Source organism: Vibrio sp. 10N.286.48.B8 (genome assembly GCF_003050085.1).
Taxonomy (GTDB): domain Bacteria; phylum Pseudomonadota; class Gammaproteobacteria; order Enterobacterales; family Vibrionaceae; genus Vibrio; species Vibrio crassostreae.
Genome location: NZ_PIGD01000003.1, coordinates 13,306 through 27,598, shown reverse-complemented (window position 1 = coordinate 27,598; position 14,293 = coordinate 13,306). Strand labels below are relative to the sequence as shown.

The 14,293-nt window shown below is 43.1% G+C and carries 11 protein-coding genes; 4 read left to right on the top strand and 7 right to left on the bottom strand.

Features of this window, described 5'->3' with window-relative positions; translation table 11 throughout:
* The first annotated feature begins 190 nt into the window (after window positions 1-190).
* From CWO08_RS04830 to CWO08_RS04820, 3 genes are all read left to right on the top strand, one after another.
* The gene (locus CWO08_RS04830; RefSeq protein WP_108019999.1) at window positions 191-1,657 is read left to right on the top strand and encodes a methyl-accepting chemotaxis protein; all 1,467 of its coding nucleotides are present in this window, start codon (window positions 191-193) and stop codon (window positions 1,655-1,657) included.
* Between the two features lie 118 nt (window positions 1,658-1,775).
* On the top strand, window positions 1,776-2,912 hold the full coding sequence (locus tag CWO08_RS04825; RefSeq protein ID WP_102432442.1) for an outer membrane protein: 1,137 nt from the start codon (window positions 1,776-1,778) through the stop codon (window positions 2,910-2,912).
* Window positions 2,913-2,921: 9 nt separating this feature from the next.
* The gene (locus CWO08_RS04820) at window positions 2,922-3,332 is read left to right on the top strand and encodes a phosphate ABC transporter substrate-binding protein (RefSeq protein WP_102432441.1); all 411 of its coding nucleotides are present in this window, start codon (window positions 2,922-2,924) and stop codon (window positions 3,330-3,332) included.
* Between the two features lie 84 nt (window positions 3,333-3,416).
* On the opposite strand, the gene CWO08_RS04815 is transcribed toward CWO08_RS04820, so the two are convergent.
* From CWO08_RS04815 to CWO08_RS04785, 7 genes are all read right to left on the bottom strand, one after another.
* Entirely contained in the window at window positions 3,417-4,508 is a 1,092-nt protein-coding gene (locus CWO08_RS04815) for a sulfate ABC transporter permease (RefSeq protein WP_108019998.1), read from the bottom strand.
* Window position 4,509: 1 nt separating this feature from the next.
* On the bottom strand, window positions 4,510-4,986 hold the full coding sequence (locus CWO08_RS04810) for a hypothetical protein (RefSeq protein ID WP_108019997.1): 477 nt from the start codon (window positions 4,984-4,986) through the stop codon (window positions 4,510-4,512).
* 9 nt (window positions 4,987-4,995) lie between these two features.
* Complete coding sequence (locus CWO08_RS04805; RefSeq protein WP_108019996.1) at window positions 4,996-8,199, bottom strand: response regulator; 3,204 nt, start codon at window positions 8,197-8,199, stop codon at window positions 4,996-4,998.
* Between the two features lie 201 nt (window positions 8,200-8,400).
* Window positions 8,401-8,733, bottom strand: a complete 333-nt coding sequence (locus CWO08_RS04800) for an Hpt domain-containing protein (RefSeq protein ID WP_108019995.1) — start codon at window positions 8,731-8,733, stop codon at window positions 8,401-8,403.
* The gene (locus CWO08_RS04795) at window positions 8,727-10,316 is read right to left on the bottom strand and encodes a response regulator (RefSeq protein WP_108019994.1); all 1,590 of its coding nucleotides are present in this window, start codon (window positions 10,314-10,316) and stop codon (window positions 8,727-8,729) included. The genes CWO08_RS04800 and CWO08_RS04795 overlap by 7 nt, the downstream gene beginning before the upstream one ends.
* 275 nt (window positions 10,317-10,591) lie before the next feature.
* On the bottom strand, window positions 10,592-12,142 hold the full coding sequence (locus tag CWO08_RS04790; RefSeq protein ID WP_108019993.1) for a DHA2 family efflux MFS transporter permease subunit: 1,551 nt from the start codon (window positions 12,140-12,142) through the stop codon (window positions 10,592-10,594).
* 3 nt (window positions 12,143-12,145) lie between these two features.
* Window positions 12,146-13,210, bottom strand: coding sequence for an HlyD family secretion protein (locus tag CWO08_RS04785; protein WP_108019992.1), 1,065 nt, complete (start codon window positions 13,208-13,210; stop codon window positions 12,146-12,148).
* A gap of 128 nt (window positions 13,211-13,338) precedes the next feature.
* On the opposite strand from CWO08_RS04785, the gene CWO08_RS04780 reads away from it, so the two are divergent.
* A complete protein-coding gene (locus tag CWO08_RS04780; protein WP_108019991.1) occupies window positions 13,339-14,241 on the top strand; it encodes a LysR family transcriptional regulator in 903 nt (300 codons plus the stop codon).
* Window positions 14,242-14,293 lie beyond the last annotated feature (52 nt).

Sequence of the window (14,293 nt, the reverse complement as noted above, 5' to 3'; positions counted from 1 at the left end):
AAAATAATAGTGCGGTTTGTCATACTGTTTAGCAAGGAAGCTTATGTTTACACTATCGATTAAGAATCGAATTTTGGCGCTATGTTTAGTGTCGTTAGTCGGGTTTATTAGTATTCTATTTGTCGGTGGGGATACGCTCACTAGCAATACCAAGCAGGTTAATAGAATTGACCAAGTCACTTATCCCGTCATGAATTCTGCTTCGCTAAATAGTGTTTTGATCTCTCAATTAGCAGAGCGCTTTAATTTAGCGGTCATTCTTGGTGATGAAGAGATCTTGGAGATGAATAAGCAAACGCTTACTGCGATTCAAAGTAACTTCAATATTCAAATTTCATTGGACCCGTCTTTACAAGGTTCGTCAGCACTTCTACAAAATCAAACCAATCAATATTTCGATCTGGCTTATCGTATCGCGCAAGGTATGATTGACGAAGAGATTAGTCTTAGTGAGGCGAGTCGTCTCGCAAAGCAAAGCACTGCAATCTTAGAAGAGCTCACTACGGGGATGAGTGAGTTTTCGTCGGCTCGTCAGTCAGAGTTTGAGAACGCAGTACAAGAGTTAGAATCAAATAACAAAACAGCTAACCAAATCATGAGTATTTCAGGTGCATTAGCCATGCTTGCAATGTGTATCTTTGGATGGTTCGTGGTGAAAGGAATACGCAAAGATTTAGCAAATATCAGTGACAAAATGCGCGATATTGCGGAAGGGGATGGTGATTTAACGGTTCGCTTACAACACGAGAAAAACGACGAACTAAAACCACTCGTTGAATCATTCAATAGTTTTGTTTCTCATCTACAACAAAATGTAACGCATACAATCGAGAACGTCACTCAATTGGACACTATTTCTAGCGCTTTGGTGAGCTCTAGTCAGGTCACGAACGAACTTTCGACCAAACAACATCTTTCTATTGAAGAAGTATCTAGCTCATTAAATCAGTTGTTTGTTGCTGTTAGAGAGATTGCGACCAACGCGAATGATGCTTCGACTTCAGCTTCGAGTGCCAGTGAGCAGGCGACTCTAGGAGAGCAGCAGGTTAAAAGTACCATTTTAGCCGTGCAAGAACTGACGCACGATGTAGGTAATGCTTCACAAGTGGTTAAGCAGTTGAATGACAATACTCAAAGTGCCGGCTCTATCTTAGAGGCGATCAGCGCTATTGCTGAACAGACTAATTTACTCGCGCTTAATGCTGCAATTGAAGCGGCGCGCGCGGGTGAACAAGGTCGTGGCTTTGCTGTGGTTGCTGATGAAGTTAGAACGTTAGCATCAAGAACACAAACGTCGACACAAGAAATCCAATCTGTACTTTTACAGCTACAAGAACAAGCAAAAACAGCCTCTACAATCATTTCGGATAGTGTGACGAAAGCTGAAACCTGCGTAGAAAAGTCACTTGTTGCTGAAAATTCACTACAAAAAATCACTTCTGAGATCACTGAAATCAGTCAGCGAAACGAAAGTATTGCCGCTGCAACTGAAGAGCAGGAGCAAACCTCAACTCGTATAGAAACTTTTGTCGAAGAAATTAGAAAAATGGCAGAAGGTACAAGCAACAGTGTTAAACAAGTCGACGCAGTTGCCCAAAATATTCAAGAAGTTACTCGTAACATATCAATATTAACTGGCCATTTTAAGGTGAGTTAAGCCCCCTAGAATCATTCCTTCTCTCTTTCTGGCTATGCCTCAAGGAGGGCGGGAGTATGCCCAAAATTTGGGTTAATTACATAAAAACAAGAAACAACATAACAAATTGGAGTTAGTTATGAAGAAGACAGTGGTTGCTGCCCTAGTAAGTATGGCGTTTGGAGCAAATGCTGCAAATATGGATAACCTTCGTATTAGTGGATTTGGTTCTGTAGGTATCGGTAAGTCAGATAACGCAATCGGTTATGCTGGCTACACGGACGAAAAATTGGATTGGGAGCAAGAAACACTAGCGGGCTTGCAGTTTGATTTTCAAGTTAACGAGCGAGCGAAGTTTGTGACCCAAATTGTTGCAAACAGCCGTTATGACTATGAACCAAAAATTGAAATGGCTTACGCCTCTTATGATTTTGATTCATTTACCGCTCGTGCAGGTAAGCTGCGTTTACCTCTGTTTTTCTACTCTGACTACACCGATCTTGGTTACGCATATCCTATGATCAGACCCTCTCAAGAATTGTATGAAAACATTGTTTTGAAGGGTTACACGGGTGCTGATTTATTGATTCCAATTGAGCTTGAAGACTCAAGCATTCTTCTTCAGCCAGTAGTGGGTATTGGCACTATTGATGAAGATGACTCAATTGTGGGTGAAGTGAAACTGGATAAATTATTCGGTATCAGTGCTAACTGGAACGTAGATGACTTTACCTTCCGTGGTTCATATTTTGTTGCTGAATCTAACCCATCTTGTGATTTCCAAAGTTCACAAGATCCGTACTGTCAGCTAGGCGCATTGCTAGATGGCCAAGATGGCCAGTTTATCTCACTTGGTGCTCAATATGACAATGGTGATCTTTTGGTTAACGTAGAAGCTGCAGACGTCCAATTGGAAGGGCAGTTTTACGACTATCAATCGGTGTCTGGCTTGGTCGGCTATCGAGTCAATGAATTTACACCTTACGTTTCTGTTGGTTGGGTTGAAACTACTGATAACGAAGATCGTGAAAATATGACAAGCACAGCCATCAAAGAGTCGATGAATTACGAGCGCCTTTCTTACTCTGTCGGTAGCCGCTGGGATTTTGCCAAGAATATGTCTTTGAAAGCAGATGTCACTTATGTGGATTACCGAGATACAAGCGGTGGCTTCCAAAGTAATGTTGAGACAACGGTGGATCCAAGAGTTGCGACTGGTAACTACCTTGAAGACAGCTCTATTGTTTATTCAGCACGTCTTGATTTCGTATTCTAAGGAGGCAACATGAAAAGTTTACTGGCAGCAATAACTATAGCGGTTCTTTCATTTAATGCTTCTGCAGGAATGGTCGTTATTGGTAACAATGCAGGTGTTGATTCATTATCAAAATCTGATGTTAAAAAACTCTTTATGGGTAAAAAGAGCAAACTATCAAATGGAACGAAAGCACAAATTGTCGAACTGGCTGATGGTTCTGAGGGGCGACTCGCCTTTCACGAGGTAGCGACAGGGCGCAGTGAATCACAGCTTCAATCAGCTTGGTCACGACTGGTCTTTACAGGTAAAGCCGAAGCTCCTATTCAGGTCGCTGACTATAGTGCCGCAATTACAACGGTAGCTTCTAAAACTAACGCTATCGGATATGTTGATGAAACGGCAGTGACAGGTGACGTGAAGGTTCTCTTTAAATACTGATCCGTTGTTACTTATTCATCATAAAAAAGCCCAAGATTACGTGAGTACCTTGGGCTTTGATTTGAATGACGATTGAATTCTAGGTTAGAAAACGAAACTCAACATGATGGTGTAAAGAACAGCGTCTATATCATCAAAGCCTGTCTGGGCGTTAAAATCTTCAACAAAGGCACCATTTGTTTTACGAGCTTCAAAGTACTGCACCTCACCATTGATGGACACGTTAGGTAACACGTCGTAATCAACACCAATTAAATAGCTGTTACCTGTTAGATGTTCATTAGAGTCAAACTCTGCTCCGTAAACGACGTATGGAGTGAATAAATCTAGTCTATAGCCCAAACTAGCGTATATCGAGGACGAGAAGTCACTGATTTGCCCTTCACTTGCAAGCACCGCTTGACCTAATTCATACTCAGTACCTAACGACCAAAGTTGAATGTGTTGGTTGTCTTGTTTGCTACTGAATGGAGCTGTTATCGAAGTTCCAGGGATTGTAATCGTGCCAGAAACGGTTTGATCAAAATTGGAGTCGAGGAATGATAAGTTCCAACGATAGTTTTCACCGCTCAATTGAAGATTGGCACCGAACATTCGGTTGGTTTCAAATTCCAGCTCTGTAATCGAATTAAAGTCGACTTTGTTTTTGTCTTTTACACCGAAGAAAGGTGAGAGCAATAGCGTTGCTTCATCACTGACATCATGAGTCCAGCTCACTTTTATGCCGTTGAAAGCTGTGATTCCGAGAACGCTGTTATACACCTCTGTCGGTGGCCTTGCTGTCATATAGGCTTGGCCTACATAGTAGTACTCAGAGGCAAGGAATAGTGGCAGTCGCAATCGACCAACGCTTACATCAAAGTCATTAAATTCATAGCCTAAATAAGCCCACTCTAGCTGCGGTTCACTCCAGTCATATTGGGGTGGCTTGACAACTTGCACGGAAGCTTTGAATGAGTTGTAGAAGTAATCGAGTTGAACACCAAATGTGGTATCACAGTCGTAACAGCTCTCATCAGTAAAACCGCGGTTGATGATCAATGGATTATCGTTATCCGATGTTGCCCAAGATGTTGAACCAAAACCACTTAAAGATAAATTATCGGTAAGTTCAATAATGGCAAAGGCCGGAGAGGCAATCGAAGCACATAGCACTAGCGTAATTATTTTTTTCATATTATTTCTCCGAACTTATAACGTAGAGAATGTTGGCATTTTGAGGAACCGAAGAGAGTGGGGAGTAACCAATACGGTTTGGTTTGTCGTCTAGCCAGTCGACTAAACTGTCGGTTGAAGCCGTTTTGATTTCTCTTGGATAACGAGCTTTTCCTGAAAAAGATAAGCCAGCCCAGTGTGCGTTCATTTGAGCGGCGTTCTTCCCAAGTAGAAGCTGATAAAATGCCTCTCTTTCGGCGCTGTTTTCAGGCCAATCAGAGAGTTCTACACGCTTGCCGTTGAGACGTTTGGTTTTACCTCGATATAGCTTTCTCGCTTTGTTGATTGATATCTCTTCAAACCCTGAGTCTAAAGAGAATATGGCGTATTCTTCTGCAGCATGAGCGGGGCTGAGAAGAAGTAAGCTTCCAAACAACCCTATCACTGCTGGTAACAGCGCTCTGCTCGAGAGCGTTTTAATTGTTTTGATCCAATTCATTGGTTTCTCCTAACAAGTCGCACTTTCTATTTGGTGGAATAGTTTTTCTTTTCTTACGGGCTTCGCTACGTACCCATCCATTCCTGAATCAAAGCACTTTTGAATATCATCATCGATAACACTGGCGGTTAACGCGATAATAGGAGTCTTGCTTAAGCCTAGGTTTTTCTCGTGTTCTCGAATCTCCTTAGTGGCGGTGAAGCCATCCATCACCGGCATCATGCAGTCCATTAAAATAATGTCGAAACTGCTGTCATTCTGATACATATCAACGGCGATTTGCCCGTTGTCTGCAATTTCAAAGGCGTAACCGGCCTTTTTGAGCATGACTGAAGCAACTTTCTGGTTTACGCGATTGTCTTCAACCAAAAGGATCTTCTCAGATTTGCTTGGCACAAAGTTAGGCTCAGCTTGCTCTGGTAATGTTTTCTTGGCTGTTTGTGCACTATGAATAGGAGTAACGGTTGAACTTGTTGATGCTGCTGGCGCGTTATGTGTAACTGGCAGTGGCATTGCTTCTACAGCCGCAAGCACTTTCTCCTTCAACATCTCGAACTTGAATGGTTTTGGTACATAATCATCCATACCCACGTCGAAACACTTTTGAATATCGTCATCAATCACACTGGCGGTGAGGGCGATAATAGGGATGCGGCGCGTGGCGCCAGTTTCTTTTTCAAATCGTCGGATGTTGCTTGTTGCGTTGAAGCCATCCATTACTGGCATCATGCAATCCATGAGTATCGCAGCGTAATGAGGGTTGGCGGTGAACATGTCGATGGCCTCTTGACCATTATTCGCAAACTCGAATTCAAAACCACTTTTACCGACGTGGAGTCCAGCGATTTTTTGGTTGATCTTGTTGTCTTCGACGATGAGGATTTTGTGTTGGATGGTCGTAGTTTGTTGGTTGGCTTCTGACAATTCAGCTAAACCTTGCGTATCACAGAGCTCAACCGCTTTAATCAAACGTAATCCAAGTAGGGGCTGCGATACCTGAGCAGTAACGCTGTTACCGATGTCAGCTGGCTCACTTAAGAAAGAACGAATCAAACAGATAGTGATGCCGTTTTGGTGCAGCTTATCTAAATCAGTGGTGTAGTAATTGGCTTGGAACGCGTCATCTTCAGCAAAAATTACGGTGATTGGTTTATTGTGTTTTTGAGTTACGAGCTGTTGTGTGATCGTAGCTGTGTTACTCACTTGCTGAGTAACCTTCAAGCCGTAAAGGTTAAGATCCCATTCTATGCGTTTAGAGAGCATGTTCTCGTTACCTAGAACATATATGTCAGCTGTTGCTGTGCTTGGTTTCGGTAGCATAATATCGACGGGTAATTCTAAGTCGAAGTAGAAACAGCTGCCTTCGCCCTTGACGGAGTCGAGCTGAATCTGGCCACCCATCAGTTCAACCAACTGTGTGCTAATGGCTAGGCCAAGACCAGTACCTCCGAATTGACGTGTGGTTGAATCATCTTCTTGAGCAAAGGGTTCGAATATTTGTTTCTGTTGTTGTTTGTCGATCCCAATACCGGTGTCTCGTACAGCAAATCTAAGGGTGACACTATTTTCTGACTTGTCGAGTGTTTGAATTGATAGGGTGACACCGCCTCCTGCAGTAAACTTCACCGCATTAGACATGAAGTTCATTAGGATCTGTCTTAAGCGGTGATCGTCAATCATCACACGAGCAGGTGTGTCAGGGCTGATATCAACGTTGACTGAAATTTTTTGTTCTTTCGCTTTTGGCGCCACAATAGAGGCGATGTCGTATATCGATTCTCTAACGGATGCTGAGTGTGGACTGATCATTAGCATGCCAGATTCAATCTTAGAGAAGTCCAAGATGTCATTGATTAGGCTCAGTAGCAGTTGGGACGAGGTCTCAATCGTATCAACATAATCGCGTTGGGTCGGTGTGAGAGGGGTGTCTGCAAGAATCTCAGAAATACCAATAACGCCATTGAGTGGGGTACGAATTTCATGAGACATATTAGCTAAGAAGCTACTTTTCGCTTTGCTGGCCTGTATTGCGTGATCTTTCGCTTGTTCGGCGTCCTCTTTGGCTCTCTCAGCGTCTTCTTTGGCTAGTGTTAGTTTCTCTTTAGCGAGCTCTCGCTCGATGGTCAATCGCTTAACTTGTTGAGCAAATAGGCTGAGCTCATCTTTACCCTGAATTAGTTTGTCTAAAGAAGGGCGCTGTTCAGCGTTTTCGCTTTTTAAGAAAGCCAACACCAAATTGAGGTTGTTGGTTACTTGTCTCGCTAAACTTAAGGTTAGCCCCATGACCATGGCTGCGAGCAGGGCAACGATGGAGATAAACAGTGTTCGTTGCACTTGCGCATCTGAGATCGCTTGCTCAACTTCTTGTTGGAACTCTTGCTTGATAACATTACCGAGGCTTTGTAATAAGCTGAGTCGAGCACTCATCGCCTCTAACCCAACAGAAACCTCTTGGGGTGTCAGTTGGCTAATGGCGTTTAGATCAAGCAGTGCGTTTCTGATCTCTTGGCTCTGAGCAAACACGTCGTTTCTAAATACCTCAACCATCAATGACACTTGATGTTCGTTGGCATTCAACGATACAAAGCGTTCGAGGAACAGTTGCTGTCTTTCACTCAAGGTTTCGATCTGTTCAGCAAGTTCTGGGTCGTACTCTTGGCTAGTTTGGAATATCTCAATCAGTGAAGTGCCCAGTTTGAACTCTTCGTTCGACCAGAACATCAACCATTCGAGTTGTTGTAATGCGGTGAGGTGTTGTTGAATTTCGCGCTTGGTATTTTCGAATGGGACTTTTTCTATCTCAAGCAACAGTTGCTTGTATAAATCACTCTGCCATTCAAGAGCGTCCAACTTATCGTAAGTGTCAGTCGCTTCCATCGTGGATAGGGTCGCTTCACTGAAGTCAGCCACCAGTTGATTCATATCATCCGAAGCGTCTAAAAAAATGATGGGTGACAGCGTTTTTAATTCTGCCTTTACTTGATTGCTTTGTGTCGCGAATTCTTCAGGGCTCGAAGCCAGAGTACTCCGATATAAGATCGAAATATCTTGCAAATACACAGATAACTGATTGGTTCGTTCAAAATCTGTTAACTGAGTCGTTAAAATATACGCTTGTCTGCCTGCTAGAAAGAGCAGTAGTGAAATGGGAAGTAGAACTAAGCCAAAGAGTTTATGTTTGACTGAAAGGTTATTCCAGACCGTAATCGCCATATAAGGATCCATCCAACTGTTTTTATATAAAAACAGTAGAATAAAAATGCGGATATGGAAACCTTGAAACGGTAAATTTAATGGAAGTGTGGGAGGGGTATAAGTTCTTGTGATTCTGTGGCTTACATGATGAATGTGACTCATTTCTGGCAAATTATATAGATGGCCAGTCGATTTGATTTTTCTATTATTGATGATTAATTAATAAGTGCTAAGAACCTCATCGATTTGCTGATTGATGATCTTCATTTCGCTGTAGATAACGGAAAGATCATCATCTTGTGGTGCAAGCTTGTTGAATGTGTTTTGTTCAACTCTTTCTAATGCAACAGTCGCCGTTTCTTCCCCAAAACTGGCTAGGATGCCTTTTAAGGTGTGCACGGTAAAATGAAGCTTGCCCCAATCCTGTTGTTGAACCAACTCTTCGATCTCTTGTAGCGAATTGCCATGGTCTTCTTGATATGTAGACAAAACGGCGTAAATGACTTCTCTGTCGTAGTCTAAGTAGGCGTTTAAAGCATCAAAGTCTAGCATGTGGACTCCTGTCGGCTGCATGTTGAAAATGGGCTAGGCGGCTTAGTGGAAAAACCATACCGTGATGAATCACTAATCCATTGGTTCCATTTTGGAGGAAGTTCTAATTGTAAGATTTCTTCTAAATAGTCGTTGCTAAGTTTCTCATCTATATGAGCTTTATGGACGGCATATATATAGTCAAGTTTGGCGGCAACTGAATATGGGTAACTGTGAATGTAGTCTTTTAATTCCTGGATCGAGCCAAAGTTTTCAATGTTTATACAAGTTGAAGGGTCGACATTTTTGGACTCAAGTTTGTGGCTTATTGCTTCTCCACGAGATTTTAGACATTCCACGGCTAAATGATAAAGAGAGTACTCACCAAAGTGGGCGAGCAGTGGTAATAGTTGAGCAAGTAAATAAGTTGGTTGGTTGTGGAAATTACTCGCTAACAGTGTCGAAGCTCGAATCACTTTTTTGTGGGCAACCTGAGGGCTATTTTCGATGAGCAATATGCTGCTCTGAAATAGGGCAAGGCTGGCCAAAACTTGCTGCTGTTGTTTTACCGGAAGTTTCAGGTTTACCAACTCTGTGAATTGGTTGGCGTGCTCAAGCAAAATACGTTTGTACTTTAGTTGCGTCTCGCGTTGGTAAGTTGCTTTTAACGAATTAAAGTGCGCACCAATGGAATGGATGACATCAATGTCAGCAGCTGAAATGTGGGTCGCATACATCTCACCTAACTTGATGATCATATGTGTGTTATCTGCGTTCTCAGCTAAGTCGATCGCCCTAATTGCACGATGGCTGATACTTGGTGTCATTTCAAATGCACGAATCGCCAATTTAAGAGCGGGCAGCAGCATCTTATGTTTTTCATAGATACAGCTTAAGCAATCAATAACGCTCAATGAGAGTGGCTGCGCTATCAGAAAATTGTGGAGCTTATCTATGGCTAAATTTGGCTTGCCTAAGCTGTCGAGAATTAGCGCTTCAGCCACTAATTTTGTTGGGTGCATGTTGGTTTTCGAGTTGTTAATGACGTTAGACAGCAACTGCCATTTCTTACCTGCAATTAAATGTTCAATCAATGTCGCTTCGAACTGGACACTGGTGCCATTAGGGGAGACCGCCAAAGCTTGAGCTAATCTCTCTTGAGAGGAGATTGGATATAAATCATTAAGTTGGGTGAGTTTCTTCGACACGGACACAGCACTTTGGATCTTTTTACCTAACCTCTGAGTATGAATCGGTTTAGATACGAAATGGTGTGCTTCACCTGAAAGGGCAGTTAATACCGTTTCTTGACGCATATCCCCAGAGAGCAAGATTGTCGCTACAGTGTGGTCTATTAGGCGATTTCGATACAGAATCCCCAAAAGCTCAAACCCAGTGAAGGATTGCTCTAAGTGATAATCGATGAGGAGTACATGAAAAGAGTGCGTTTCGACCGCTTTAATGGCTTGTCGATAGTCGGTCGCAATAAAGATGCAATCATGTGAAATGCCTAAGCTCGAGAGTTGCTGCTTTATAAGAATAGTTGCACTCTTGGAGTCGTCGACAATTAAAACTCGTAGGTCAGGTGGTAAGGTCAAATCCATTTTCCTCAATACCAAATGTTATTTTTAATTTAGGTGTCAGCTTGCACATTGTCAAGGTGCCTATATCACATACAAACACTCAATAAACTATTGGTAATTAAAACATTTATGAAAGCCTTCAAACACAGGTTACTTTTACCTGATTTTTTTTAGGTTATACGTGTTTTAGAAATAAAAAAGAGGCAAGTCGATAAGCTTACCTCTCTATTTCATTGTTCGAGTTTATATTCGAATACTGTTCTATGTTTGAAGTTTTAATTACCGAAACTCTAGCGCTAATCACGCATGTTTAGAATCAATACTGCAGCGAGAGCCAAGAACGCCGTCATCATTAAGAACACATCGTTGTAAGCCATGATCGCAGCGTCACGTTGCATTGTGCCGAGCAAGCTTGCTTGTGCTTGTTGCATCGCAGTTGCGGCATCACTTCCTGACTGAATGAAAAACGCTTGTTGTTGCTGAAGCGTCTGCCAACCAAGTTGACTCACAGAAGGTAATGACTCCTTGATGTGTGCCAAGTGCTCACGCGTTTTGTTATCGAGTAGCGTAGCGATAATCGCGATGCTGAAAGCACCACCTAGGTTTCGCATCACGTTGGTTAACGTTGATGCGTCTGGCGTGTCCATTTTGCTGATGTTCTTCATGGCAACCAAAGACAGCGGAACCATAATAAATGGGCTACCGATAGCACGCAGAACCATAGACAAAATCAGCTGCTGGCCACCAAAATCAATCGTCATATGTGTATTCACGTAACAACTGAAACCGAACATCGCGAAACCAAAGGTCACTAAGTACTTAGGCTTAATGATTTGCGTCAGCTTAGGGACGATTGGGAATATCAACAACTGTGGGAAACCCATCCACATCAAGACTTCACCAATCTCCATCGCATTGTATTGTTGGATTTGAGTTAGATACATTGGCAGCACATAGATAGAGCCGAGCAATGCCATCCCTAGAATCAAATAGGCGATACAAGACATAGCAAATTGCCCATCTCGCAATAGCCGTAAATTCACCAGTGGCTTTTTGTGTTGGAGTTCGTTTATGACGAAGTAAACTAAGCTCACTGCAGACACAATACTCAAGCCTATGATGAAGCTCGAACTGAACCACTCTTCACGGTTACCTTCTTCTAACACTACTTCTAGACAGCCCAATCCTAACGCCATGGTGGCGATACCAAACCAATCGGCTTTTTTCAGCGTACCAAGGTCGAGCTTTTCATCATCCAAGCCATACCGGATCATGGTGATCACCAGTAAAGCAGGAGGAATGTTGATATAGAAAATATAGTGCCACGAGAAGTTCTCGGTCAGCCAGCCACCAAAGGTAGGGCCGATCGATGGAGCAAAGGTGGCTGTTACACCAAACAGTGCCATACCTACAGCACGCTTGTTGACAGGTAATAACTGAATCACCAACGAGAAAGCGAGCGGGATTAAAGCACCACCACTGAAGCCTTGCATCGCGCGGAATACGATCATCGAGGTCATATTCCAAGAAAACGAACACAACAAAGATGAAGTGGTGAAGATGGCCGTCGTCCAGGTAATATATCGGCGTTTACCGAGCGCTTTAGATAGCCAACCACTGAGCGGTATAGCGATCATTTCGGCAACTAAGTAAGACGTAGAGATCCAAGAACTTTCATCTAAGGTAGCTGACAGCGCACCTTGAATGTCTTTAAGAGATGAGTTGGTGATCTGAATATCTAAGATCGCCATAAACGCGCCAATCAAACCACCAAATAGGGCGATCCAATGACGTCTTGAAACCTCACCATCATCATTAGTGTGGGTGACAACATCAGTGTTACTCATGGTCTAGCCTCGTTTATCGATGGTCGCTACCACAGACAAACCAGGAAGCAATCGACCTTTCAATTCTTGCTGATCTGGAATGATGATTTTCACCGGTACACGTTGAACGATTTTAGTGAAGTTGCCGGTTGCGTTTTCTGGTGGTAGGAGCGCAAACTTGGCGCCAGTCGCAGGGGAGAAGCTGTCGACCACACCTTCAAGTGGTTGCCCCGGGAACGCATCCAGTTCTACTTCAACCGTCTGACCTTTATGAATGCCGCTTAACTGTGTCTCTTTGAAGTTGGCTTCGATCCACACTTGGTTATTTGGTACCAAACTCATCAATGGTGCACCTGCTTGAATCAACAAGCCTTCACGCACACTGCGTTTACCAATCACACCATCTGCTGGCGCGTAAACTTTGGTGTAATCAAGGTTAAGTTGTGCTTGCTCTCTTTGAGCTTGAGCTTCTGTTACTGAGGCTTTGGCTTGCTCAATTTCGCTAGCAATAACGATGAGTTGGTCATTAGTTGCAACAAGGTTGGCTTTAGCTTCTTCTAAGTCTGCTTGAGTCACTTTTTGTTGTGCGACCATGCTGTCGACTTCATCTTGAGAAGCGTAATTGCGGTTTAACAAGCTGCGAGAGCGCTGTACTTGTTGGATAGCACGTTCATATTCTGCTTCTGCGGAATCGACGCCACTTTCTGCTTGGTTAATTTTGCTACGTTGTAACGTCTGTTGTGCGATTAAGTTCTTTACGTCAGATTGTACGACGGATAAATGGGCATTAGCTTGAGCGAGTGCTGACTGGTAATCTCGGTCATCGATTTGAACCAACAAATCACCTTCTTTTACTGGTTGGTTGTCACTCACGTAAGACTTAACAATATAGCCAGATACCTTGGGACTAATATTAGTGATATCGCCTTGCAGGTAGGCATTGTCAGTAGATTCAAAGTACTGGCCATAGCCGTACCAGTATCCAGCGCCGGCTAAACCCAATGACAGCATGATCGCAGTAGCAATAAGCGGAGCTTTTTTACGTTTTTTTGTGCTTACTGTTTGCGAAGCGTTGTTGTTCTCTGTCATTTTTTATTTCTCATTTTGTTTTTATTTAGATGTAACGAATTGTAAATGAATTCGATTGATTGATAAGATAGGAAAAAAGGGAAACACTGTTGCAATAATCTTACTAATAGGGTTTTGGGAGAAGTACGATGGACTTAAATGCTGTGACTGTTTTTACGCAAGTTGTTGATTGTGGAAGCTTCACGCACGCAGCTGAGGCATTGAACATGACCAAGTCGACCGTCAGCCGAAAGCTTGACGATCTGGAACAGCACCTAGGTGTGAGGTTGATCACTCGTTCGACACGAAGTTTAGTCTTAACACCGGAAGGTGAGCGCTTCTATCAATCGAGCGTGCAAATGCACGAGATCATGAACCAAGCTGAGCTAGAGGTTTCTGCCAGTCAGGATTTGATCCGAGGGCAGTTGAACGTTGTGTTGCCTGTTGAATTGGGGCATCAAGTATTAGCCACATACATCCACAGCTTCCTAAAAGAGCACCCAAACGTGACTTTGAATTTAGAACTGACGAATCGAGAAGTCGACATCATTGCGGAGGGGATCGATCTTTACGCGCAAATTGGTGAGCTAGTGGACTCGAGCTTGGTTTCTCGCTACCTCACAACATCAAAGCGTGTATTGGTAGCCAGCCCTGAGTATTTAGAACAGTTCGGTGAAATCTCTTCGCCCAATGACCTTAAACCGCCATTCCGAATGATTGAGGTGGTAAATAAGGCGGCGCGTCTGCCCAAGTGGCATTTACAATTGGAAGGCGGTGAGTCGATTTTGATCGATCTGCCGTGTCAGTTGCGGGTGAATACTATAACGGCATGCTTAACAGCGTGTGTTGATGGGCTTGGCTTGGCGGTGCTTCCTGAATTCATTTGTCGTGAGCACTTCAAGACAGGTAAGCTGATTCGTTTATTACCTGAATATGAGATGCCGGAAGTTTCAGTAAGCCTAGTGTATGCCGACAGGCAGTTGATGCCGAAACGTAAGAAGGTCTTTATCGACTACCTACTGACTGCCTTTCAAAATAGGAAGCACAAGTAACGGGCTGAACATTAGCGGTTAAATAAGTACTTAAGCTTCCTATTATTCAATT

Coding starts and splice junctions, on each gene's coding strand:
- CWO08_RS04830 (WP_108019999.1), top strand. CDS start 191: ATGAATTCTGCTTCGCTAAATAGTGTTTTGATCTCTCAATTAGCAGAG.
- CWO08_RS04825 (WP_102432442.1), top strand. CDS start 1,776: ATGAAGAAGACAGTGGTTGCTGCCCTAGTAAGTATGGCGTTTGGAGCA.
- CWO08_RS04820 (WP_102432441.1), top strand. CDS start 2,922: ATGAAAAGTTTACTGGCAGCAATAACTATAGCGGTTCTTTCATTTAAT.
- CWO08_RS04815 (WP_108019998.1), bottom strand. CDS start 4,508: ATGAAAAAAATAATTACGCTAGTGCTATGTGCTTCGATTGCCTCTCCG.
- CWO08_RS04810 (WP_108019997.1), bottom strand. CDS start 4,986: ATGAATTGGATCAAAACAATTAAAACGCTCTCGAGCAGAGCGCTGTTA.
- CWO08_RS04805 (WP_108019996.1), bottom strand. CDS start 8,199: ATGGCGATTACGGTCTGGAATAACCTTTCAGTCAAACATAAACTCTTT.
- CWO08_RS04800 (WP_108019995.1), bottom strand. CDS start 8,733: ATGCTAGACTTTGATGCTTTAAACGCCTACTTAGACTACGACAGAGAA.
- CWO08_RS04795 (WP_108019994.1), bottom strand. CDS start 10,316: ATGGATTTGACCTTACCACCTGACCTACGAGTTTTAATTGTCGACGAC.
- CWO08_RS04790 (WP_108019993.1), bottom strand. CDS start 12,142: ATGAGTAACACTGATGTTGTCACCCACACTAATGATGATGGTGAGGTT.
- CWO08_RS04785 (WP_108019992.1), bottom strand. CDS start 13,210: ATGACAGAGAACAACAACGCTTCGCAAACAGTAAGCACAAAAAAACGT.
- CWO08_RS04780 (WP_108019991.1), top strand. CDS start 13,339: ATGGACTTAAATGCTGTGACTGTTTTTACGCAAGTTGTTGATTGTGGA.